Genomic DNA, 9543 nt, shown 5'->3' with positions numbered 1-9543 from the left:
CTTTCGTTGCGACATCCTACCTTAACCCGATGCTTGCAAGAAGGACCAGAAGATTTGTTTTCATAGGTTCTGCGTTCGTTATACCGGTTATCCTCCTTCTATTCTACTTTTCATCTCCAATCTTGATCTGGCCACTTGCAATTGCAACAGGAGTTGTCTCCGGTTTCGTTTTTCCGAATTTAATAACATCTGCTACGGTGCACAGAGATCACCTTGTGCAGATGAGGTTGCTTGCGATATATTCCCTGAGTCTCAGCCTGAGCCTAGTAATTGGACCCTCTCTTGAGACATGGCTGCTAAAATTCCTTAATTACAGGGAGGTCTTTCTACCCTTTGTTGGCCTGTCAATCCTCGGGTCTGCAATTTCTCCCTTCATAAAATTCCCTGAAGTCAGCGGTGAGGTGAGGGGAGTTTCAACACTCAAAAACAAGGGATTCTTGAATGCAGTATTGGCAAATACAATTTACAATGTGCCATTTGCCGCAATCACCTCGTTCACCGTGATCTTTGCTGTAGAGGAATTCAAAGTATCAGGGAGTGTGGCGTATTCGTCTTTCATCTACTTCTTCATTGTATCGTTTCTAACGAGATTGTTGATGGCAGTGAAACCATTCAATGCACTTTACGCACCATTGATAGTGTCTGCAATCCTGACCATTGCCCCTATCTTGCTGATCCCATTAGCCCACTCGTTCATTATTTTTCTGGTCATTATGGCTGTACTCGGAATACCACATGGTTCTATCTTCCCATTGGCATCTATTCTCATAGCAAGAGGGACCAGTATTGAAGAAAGGAACAGCGCTAATTCATATTTTCTAGGCTTCAATAACATTATATTTGTCATCGTACCTGTACTTTTCGGATATATAGGTGGTGAGTTTGGGTTTGGTTTTGCATTCATAGCGCTTTCTGCCATAGCGCTGGCCGCAACCCTAGGTCTTATCTTCCTGCACAGGCAGAGTAGAAGTCTTTACACAAGATGATTCCTTCCACTGTTTGTGGCCTGTTGGATAATGATCATTATTTTAGGATCGGCATCACACCCATTAAAGCCCTGCCAGAATATCAGAAGAGATTATACCATCCCAGTTCCCATCAGTGACTGCTGCATTCATCGTAATCAGCCTGGGCAACAGTGTTCCCTATAAATCTTTGAGATCTTCTTTCCCAGCTTTCTCGATCTCTCTCATACGGGAGACTCACTTGCGAGCTCTTCCAGGGTTTTCCCCTTTGCTTCTGGCACCGCACGAAACATCAGGATGCTGGACCCAATCGCTATCATCGCGTAGATCAGCACGATGTATCCGAGACCAACGAACGCTATAAGTGTAGTAAAGGCCGTGATCACAAGGGCATTGGCGAGACGATCGATGGATACATTTATGCCCTGTCCACTTGCCCTGACCTTCGTTGGTAGGAGCTCAGGAACTATTATGGTTCCGCCTATGACGGTTGCTGGTCCCAGTGCCGAAAATAGGTAATTGAAAAGATAAAATGTAAATCCCAATCCTGCGGCAACACCTACAAGGCCAGGGACTAGCATGCTTCCATACAATCCAAAAAAGGATGGGTGAATAAGTAGAATGGCAAATAGCAGCAGGGAGGCAAACACACCAGCATATCCAATGGCAACCAGCTTCTTCCTGCCTATACGGTCAATGAGAATCAGCGACAGAATAGTCCCTGGCAAACCTGCCATAAAAACTGCAGCATAGGTAAAGGTTATGGGAGTGAGCCCAAGTGCAGATGCTATGGTGATCGGCCCATAAACCGTGAACGTCGTGGAATAGGTATCGTATAACACCCAGAGAATTGAACCAGTGATTATGACCGGAAGCGAAGTCAATAGTCTTGCCTTGAAAGTAATCACATCTTTGCCCGATCTATTTTGCTCAGAAAGAGTCATGTCCTGCGTTTCTTTGGGGACCTGGCCCCTGACGCGTGTGAGAAACCTTGTTGTTTCCGGTATCCTTCTCCTGTAATAAATGACTAGCAGTGCGGGAATAGAGCCAAAGGATAGGACCACCCTCCACGAAATTGAAACCGGCAGAATGGGGGCCGTTACCTGCAATACAAAGGCGGCCATCGTCGCTCCCATAAGATACATTATTGAGAAGGTTGTAGCCATGAGTTTTCCCCTGTCTCTGGAGTTTGCATTTTCAGCCATGATTACCGGTGACATCACATAATCTCCACCAATGCCGAATCCCATGGCAAACCTCGAAAGGAAGAGGGTTGGGAAATTATATATGAAGAGCTGCGCGATGGATCCGACAAAAATCAGGGCAAGGTCTATGCCATACATGGGCTTTCTTCCGATCCTGTCCGCTACCACACCGAACAATACTGCACCCAGGGCTGCTCCATAGAATGCGGAGGCCGTAATAAGTGATTTCTGCACACTATCCAGGCCAAGGAATTGTGCTGCCGTATAGTATACAAGTGAAAATGCATAAAGGTTGTACGAGTCGGAAAAGACACCGACGCCGTTTACAATGATATTTCTGAAGTGAAATGCTCTCAGGGGGCTGCTGTTCAGGTCCTCGAACACAGTTGGGGATTGTAACTTTATATTAAAACTTTGAGTAATTACTCATATTTGAGTAGAATTTCTCATGGAAAGCTGTATCGCTAAAGTGATTTTGATCACTTGCCTCATCGTAACTGGACAAAGTTATCATGCCAGGTAATCTATCAAATGGCGAAATGCAGACGCCCAGGGTGTCTTCGATTGACATCTGAACGGAATCTGTGGGGTTCCATCCGGCTGTGGTGAAAGTTATATGGAATGCTCAAGTTTTCCCCCCTCTTCGATCCTCCACTTACAGTATGCATAAAGGGCATCGTACATCGGGAACTGGAGTTTCATGTTCTCATGGTCATCCTTCGCTATTATCCGGAACCCTAAGGCAGCGGCTTCCAGCCCAACACCTTCTGGTTTTGCATCGGGAGGCTCGGCGTCCGCCGATCTTACAATTTTTGCCAGCTCCAGAAGTGCGGGATCATGGAGTTTGTATTTCTTAATGACCGCATCGAAACTGACGTATTCATACCCATTTTCCTCGTAATGCATCAACTCCGCTCCTGGAGTGTCGAAGGCTATTGCACCGTTATCCCTGGCGAATTTCAGGACCTGTTCCTTGGGCACAAAAAAGAACTTAGCTTCCTTATCAACAAATCTGCTTATAACCCAAGGGCATGCTATTCGATCTACCTTTGCCTTCTCTCTTGTGACCCATTTCATAAGGTGATCATCATAGCAACGTATAAAGAAATTTTCGATAAAGGCGCTTATATGAGACCCCAGATGTCAGAATTTTCCAGAATCCATAAACTCCGATATACTGTCAATGACGGTTGTCCCAATAATCCGTGGCAGGAATGGCCTCTTTGGTTGAACGCTTCTGACCTTTTTTACCCCAACCTTCGCTTTAAGATTTTCTAAGGCATCGTCGAAGGTTCCGATAGCATCAATAAGGCCAGACGAAAGAGCGTCCTGTGAGGAAAAGACTTCCCCTGTAGCAATGTCGTCTATCTTTGGTTTCTCGATCTTTCTTTCCAGCGCAACTGCGTCTCTGAATGTGTAGAAGATTGAATTCATGATTTTTTCCGTCTTTTCCCTGCCCTCCTCCGTTAGCTCAACGAAAGGGTTGTTGAGATCCTTGTATTTCCCAACCTTGGTTACATTCACTTCAACACCCATTCGATCAAGGAGTTTCTTGAAGCTCGGGTATACCCCAATGACGCCTATTGATCCCACAATGGATGTCTGCATTGCAAATATCTTTGTGGATCCGCTTGCGATCCAGTATGCTCCAGAGGCGCATACAGATGAAACACTAACGATCACCGGCTTCTTTTCCCTCACTTTGAGGAGTTTTCTGTACAGGATCTCAGAAGCTGTGGCTTCACCACCAGGGCTGTTTATCCTTAACAGCAGCCCTGCGACTTTCCTACTCTCGGCCATTGCATCAAGAATCGGAGTAAGTGATTCTGCTTTTCTGTAAGTTATGTTACCTGCCAAATCGGTGACCGCTATGAACGCCATAATTATCTAATCGAACTATACTTAATACCTTTTGCAATCCAAACATAGAATGATTCCTCTGTTCCCAGCCGAAATCAAGCCTTCTCCGTCTTTATTATTCATATCTGCGAAAGAAAAAATCTTCCGGTGATTAAGGTGACTATTGAAAATCGAGAATTCAGCTGTAATGCACTTTATATTCCAGTATACGGGACAGTGACAAAACCTGACGGCAGGGAAAAATTGCCAGCTGTGACACTGATTTCTGAATTTATGGCCAGAAAACCGATTACCATAGATCCTGTTTTTCCTGATCTAGTGAGACAGGTTCTTAGATCCCGTGAACTCTTGGCGAATCTTCCGTTTTCAAAGGAGCTTTGGAACTATAGGCTGAGGGAATATATCGACCAGATAAAGGAACATGTGATGTTAATTACAGGAAAAAAGGATGTTCAGAGAATTGAAGAGACGCTTTCAAAGCATAGAGACGATTTTTTCCCCTATTCAGACTGTGCAAATCACGTACTGAAACTTGAGGATTTGCCTCTGGAAAGACATATGATAGAATATGCCAGCCTGCATTACAACGCAGTTGGCGCTTCACCGGATTGGACGCGGTAAAACATATTACTGAATGGCTGGATAAATTCCTGTAATTTTCCATTTTATAATGGCAGCTAGGGAAATGCCATTTCATTGTTATTTGCTGTTGTAAATTATTTGTTTACTCCATATATTGCCCAGATAAAGCATTACTGGCTACGCTCATGGTTTGCTTCATGAACTCAGAAGTCTCCCTGTCTTCACAAAACACGAAGGTACCTCTTATGCCTCTTGTCAGCAGTATTCTGTACCTGTTTATGAGGAGAGCCCTCGCGAGATCATAATCCTCACGCTTTCCCAGTTTTCCCTTGAAGAACATGCTCTTGAGACTGCTTTTTCCTCCCATGGAGTCCTCACAGTTGTCTCCCAATTCAAACCTGTTTCCTCTCCATACGAGATCGCGTCCCCATATTACTCCAACATAGTCCGCTTCAAACCCCTGGCTTCCATAAACCGAGGCGCAGGTTTCAAGTGCATTGCATTGGCCATCTACCCAGAATGGAGCGTAGTCTCTTTTGGGGTCCATCAGCCACTTTAATGTTAAGCCGCTGTCTTTATAGAGATTGAATCCAGAACTCAATGGATAGCCAACTCTCACATTATCCATGGAATTTCTGTTCTTTCCATCACCCCTTGATTCAGTGAACGAAGCGACCAGCGCTGTCTTTCCTCTTATCTGCCGTTTCCTGAGTTCCCGAAGCATTTCCCCAAGCTCCTCAAAATAACCAATTTCATAGTCACCAGTGGCTATGGGTTCTGGTTTTGAATTGAGCAGGTTTTCAACGAATTCTCCATATTCTAAACCGTTTCTGTAAAGGCCGCTCAGTTTCAAACGAGTCGCGTCCGGATATACCTTAAGAAAATTTTCCATAGTGCCTTTCTCAGCCTTGCTCAGTATCTGTTTTTCGTCAAAGAAAAACATCGTGGTCTTAGCGGATCTGCCAGCTAGGCTGATGTTTTCAAAGGTCATCCTTTGAGCTTCATCAAATATTGCCAATTGAAGGTCCCCATTCCAACCTTGTTCGGCAACGCCCGGATTGCCGGGCCTGCCCGTGGAGAAATACTTTATGTCGGCATCAAGTCCCCTTTCGATAGAAGCGAAGAGTTTTCTTAAAGATTCCACCATCCTATTGTTCCTGTAGCAGATTGCACCCGACATTTCCGCCGATTGAGCTTTCAGTAGCAGTTCAAGGGCTATAAGGGTCTTACCCGATCCTGGACCACCCTCGATCAGGAATTGCCCTGATTCCTTCTTTTCTACAGCTTCACCTAACCTGGAGAAGACTGAAAGCTGATCCGCATAAAGACCAAAACCTCCCGCCGCAAGGGCATCCATGGCTCCTTTTTTCAGATCATGATAATGTTCCCTGATCGCAGTAAAAAGAGCTTTGTTCTGCCTGTAATAGGAATTTACAAATGTTCTGCCATTATCATCTGCGTCAACAGTAGATATAAGTAATTTGAGGAAGCTTTCCAATTTTCTCTCTTCAGATCTGAAGATCACGATCTCTTCCTTTGTGTTGCGGTCTACGTTGTACATAACCACCTTGCCGTCCACACGAAATCTATCTCCTGACGAACTTGTAAAACGGATTTTGCCCACATAATTTAGGAGCTGGTACACTGGATCGATCTTTTCCTTCGGGTTCTGGTCTGTTTCATAAATAAAAGCATTCTTTCTGAAAGCTTTCCTCCAGCCCTTCATTTCGAGCACAATGGCGTTTCTGTCAGCTCCTTCAGAAATGATCACAACATCTGCCCTCTCTCCGCTTCCAGGAATCCTGTATTCAAGAATTATGGACCCTTTGACTCCGCTAAGAACTTGCCTGAGGTACCCGATTTCTGCCTTCCAGGAATTCATCTGTTCAATTGATGGCTCCTGCCTAAATGACGCCTTAAATCTTTCCTTAAGATTTAAAAGGAATGCCGAGCTTTCCAGCTCCTTCAGAAAATCAGATGTGGAAGAAAACCATGCATAATTTCCCATCATAGCCCAATGAGATTAAACAAATTTGAATTTATCTATAAGCATACATGAGGTCAAGCGTAAGGTTGAAAGTTAGAGAGGAGACTCATAGCCAAGCTATAGGGGTTTGTCGTTTCGGTATGGCATTCATCATGCTTAACTTACATATATGGGTAAGTGACCGTTTTGTCATATCGTCATATTCTTATATGATTTTGTTATGAGGGGTAGAACAAATGTAACAGAAACCACATCAATGTAGATACTGTTGATAACAACTAAATTGCTGTTGAGAGTAAAAATACAGCCAGAAGAGGAGATGTATCTGAGATCGGTGTGAAAGCTGGACATAACTGAGGTGAACAAATGACTGACGCCGTTGCTTCGTGTGAGATAAAGAACTTGGAAAGTGTAGACACTGGAAAATTCGAGGGGATTTCTAGGTTTCTCAATTTGCTGGGAAACAGGACAAGAGTTGCCATACTTGCTGTGATTTCGAAGTATGGCGAAGTTTGTGCCTGCGAGCTTCAACCTGCTCTCGGACTCCCTCAACCCACGATAACCACACACCTTCGCAAGATGTTTGATGCTGGCCTCCTTAAGCAGAGGGAGACCTGGAAATACAGCTATTATTTCATAAATCCGCGATACGCAGGTTTGATAGATGATATTATGAGAAACCAGGAAAGTTTTGAGGACAGGCGATAAACATGGCTGACAAAGTGAGTTCCAATACCCAAGGCAAACCATCAAAAAAAGGAAAAGTTTCAGCACTGGCTGAACATGTAAGGAAATACCTGCTCCTGTATACACTTCTGTCCGTGGTTTTCGCTATCATATTCGGATATTACACAATGCAATTTACTACTGCAAATAAAGGGCTCTTCGCAAATCTGGTCATTATTTTCGCAATAATGACAATCTACCCGTCGATGATACAGCTTAAATCCGAAGGTTTCCTGAAAGAGTTGAGATCGTGGAGACAGATACTCATCTCAATCATTTACGTTTTTGTCATTTCTCCAGTTGTGGCCTTTATTGTCGCTCCGTCACTCGGCTCGTCCATAGGCACGGGTTTTGTGGTTTCCAACATAGTGCCAGCATCAAGCGCCTCTCTTGGATATGTGCTAATAGCTGGCGGAAGCATAGAACTGGCAACCGCACTGGCAATCGTGAGCCTCATTGTTGCCGTTCCGGCAATACCCTTCATTCTGGGACTATACAGCAGCCAGGCCTCTGTAGCCATACCCATTGAGCCAATAATGATATCCATACTTTACATCCTCATACTTCCCCTGATAGCAGGCCAGATAACTCGATATATCCTCATGAGATGGAAGGGGCCTGTTGTGACGAACAAAACTTCAAAGAAATACTTATCACTGGTTACGATGCTTTCCATGCTTGCACTTATTTTTGTGATGGTGGACAAGGAGGCGTCGGTTATTATCACAATGCCAAGGTTGGTGGGTTACCTCATAGGCTACCAGGCCGGTATAATCGTCGGAATATTGTTGCTTTCAATGATCGTCAGCAGGTTCATGCACCTGAGATATGAAGACCACCAGGCTGTCGCATTCATTTCAGTATCAAAGAATCAAAGTGTTGCAGCAACAATTGCCGTAATGGCGCTAAAGGGAGATTCGGCACTGGCCCCGGCCGTTATACCCATGATACAGCCTGTACTCGCGATAATCTACATACACCTTGAAAAGTTTGTAAAACGGTTCCTCGGGGATAAGTCCGGAAATGCGATTCATCCCGAAGAACAGGAAATTGGTTCAGAAAGAGGGGGACCGGAGATTGTCGGTGGGAAATAATAAACTCCCCTCAAACCATTGTTTAATTTCAGTTTTATTACAACTGAGTCACAGGTTTGGTGGTTACATGGAATTACTCGCCAATTAACTGCTGCAAATGATATCATTTCCAATGCGCACATACAAACCTCAATACTTCAGGATAGTGGAGGTTCAAGTAATTCGTTCAATGGGTTGCATAAGGTCTCCAAGCTATCACCTGAAGATTAAACTATTCTGAATATATTAGAATAATATCACAGGTTCGCAATACGTCGCCATCATTTTAGGTGACATGCAAGGCTTTACTTACCGGTATGTTGAGATTCTGTTCCGCCTTTAGATTGGATCAGTTTTTTATTAGACAGAGAAATAATATCGCGATGAAAGAAATCAGGCTGGACTCTCTGGATATGCAGATACTGGAGATCTTGGAGAAGGATTGCACAAAAAGCTACCGTGAAATTTCCGAACAGACTAGCAGAGACCTTTGGACCGTCAGAGACCGAATTGTGCTTCTCAAGAGGAGAGGGATCATAAAGGGCTGCAGGGGTGAGATTAACTATTCAGAGATTGGCTTAAAATGCAGGTCGCTAATAATATTTAACCTTCCGGAAGAGAAAATAGATCCGTTCATCTCTTTTGCCAAGAACAATCACATGTTCAAGAGACTCTCCATTGCCACTGGACAGCGGAGGTTTTATCTTGAGGTTATAGGGAATGATTGCGGAGAAGTCAGAGAATATGCAAGAAAAGTCCTTCCAAAATATGGAGTGTTTGACGTGATTTTCGAAGTGGTACTAGACACTCCTTTTTAGTCATAGGATTCTCCTGTGGTATCCGGAACCCCCCATGCCTACAACGGGCATATTTCTGGTGTTTCTGTTGCAACTGGAGTTCTAGAATATTGCCTTCAGAATGATCTGTATCTTCATCTGCGGTATTGCAATATATGGATCCGGGGCCACTTCTTCTAAAAGCTCTTTTAACGCAAACATACTTTGTATGTGATAGCCTGCTTAATTTTGGCTTAATGTATGATTTTGGGATTTATTAAACGCTCAGGCAAAATTTGCCAGAACTATGTCGTATCCGACGCAAAATTTCAGCGGTTTCATTATGTAAGCATCACTCATTGCGGGTTT

At 44.0% G+C, this 9543-nt stretch carries 9 protein-coding genes; 5 read left to right on the top strand and 4 right to left on the bottom strand.

What is annotated here, in order from left to right:
* On the top strand, nucleotides 1-986 hold a 986-nt coding region (locus QW597_04410; protein ID MEM0155828.1), incomplete at its 5' end, for an MFS transporter.
* A 203-nt stretch (nucleotides 987-1189) separates the two neighbouring features.
* Here QW597_04410 and QW597_04405 read toward each other — a convergent pair.
* The 3 genes from QW597_04405 to sppA all read right to left on the bottom strand — a co-directional run bounded on the left by QW597_04405 (nucleotide 1190) and on the right by sppA (nucleotide 4051).
* Nucleotides 1190-2554, bottom strand: a complete 1365-nt coding sequence (locus QW597_04405) for an MFS transporter (GenBank protein MEM0155827.1) — start codon at nucleotides 2552-2554, stop codon at nucleotides 1190-1192.
* A gap of 228 nt (nucleotides 2555-2782) precedes the next feature.
* Nucleotides 2783-3247 (bottom strand): chromate resistance protein, encoded by a 465-nt coding sequence (locus QW597_04400; protein ID MEM0155826.1) that lies wholly within the window; start codon nucleotides 3245-3247, stop codon nucleotides 2783-2785.
* A 66-nt stretch (nucleotides 3248-3313) separates the two neighbouring features.
* Nucleotides 3314-4051: a signal peptide peptidase SppA gene (gene sppA, locus QW597_04395; GenBank protein MEM0155825.1), complete on the bottom strand. Its 738-nt coding sequence runs from the start codon at nucleotides 4049-4051 to the stop codon at nucleotides 3314-3316.
* 135 nt (nucleotides 4052-4186) lie between these two features.
* Between sppA and QW597_04390 the strand changes: the two genes are divergently transcribed.
* The gene (locus QW597_04390) at nucleotides 4187-4651 is read left to right on the top strand and encodes a hypothetical protein (protein ID MEM0155824.1); all 465 of its coding nucleotides are present in this window, start codon (nucleotides 4187-4189) and stop codon (nucleotides 4649-4651) included.
* Between the two features lie 103 nt (nucleotides 4652-4754).
* Here QW597_04390 and QW597_04385 read toward each other — a convergent pair whose 3' ends face one another.
* Nucleotides 4755-6620, bottom strand: coding sequence for a DNA/RNA helicase domain-containing protein (locus tag QW597_04385; GenBank protein MEM0155823.1), 1866 nt, complete (start codon nucleotides 6618-6620; stop codon nucleotides 4755-4757).
* A 345-nt stretch (nucleotides 6621-6965) separates the two neighbouring features.
* On the opposite strand from QW597_04385, the gene QW597_04380 reads away from it, so the two are divergent.
* The 3 genes from QW597_04380 (at nucleotide 6966) to QW597_04370 (ending at nucleotide 9216) form a co-directional block, all read left to right on the top strand.
* The gene (locus QW597_04380; GenBank protein MEM0155822.1) at nucleotides 6966-7307 is read left to right on the top strand and encodes a winged helix-turn-helix domain-containing protein; all 342 of its coding nucleotides are present in this window, start codon (nucleotides 6966-6968) and stop codon (nucleotides 7305-7307) included.
* A 2-nt stretch (nucleotides 7308-7309) separates the two neighbouring features.
* Nucleotides 7310-8419 (top strand): bile acid:sodium symporter, encoded by a 1110-nt coding sequence (locus QW597_04375; GenBank protein ID MEM0155821.1) that lies wholly within the window; start codon nucleotides 7310-7312, stop codon nucleotides 8417-8419.
* Nucleotides 8420-8781: 362 nt separating this feature from the next.
* Nucleotides 8782-9216 carry an Lrp/AsnC family transcriptional regulator gene (locus QW597_04370; protein ID MEM0155820.1) on the top strand — a complete coding sequence of 145 codons (435 nt, stop codon included), beginning with the start codon at nucleotides 8782-8784 and terminating at the stop codon, nucleotides 9214-9216.
* Nucleotides 9217-9543: the final 327 nt, after the last annotated feature.

The organism is Thermoplasmataceae archaeon, assembly GCA_038729425.1.
Classification (GTDB): domain Archaea; phylum Thermoplasmatota; class Thermoplasmata; order Thermoplasmatales; family Thermoplasmataceae; genus B-DKE.
Note: the sequence above shows the minus strand (reverse complement) of the source record. Positions and strands in the feature narration are given on the sequence as shown.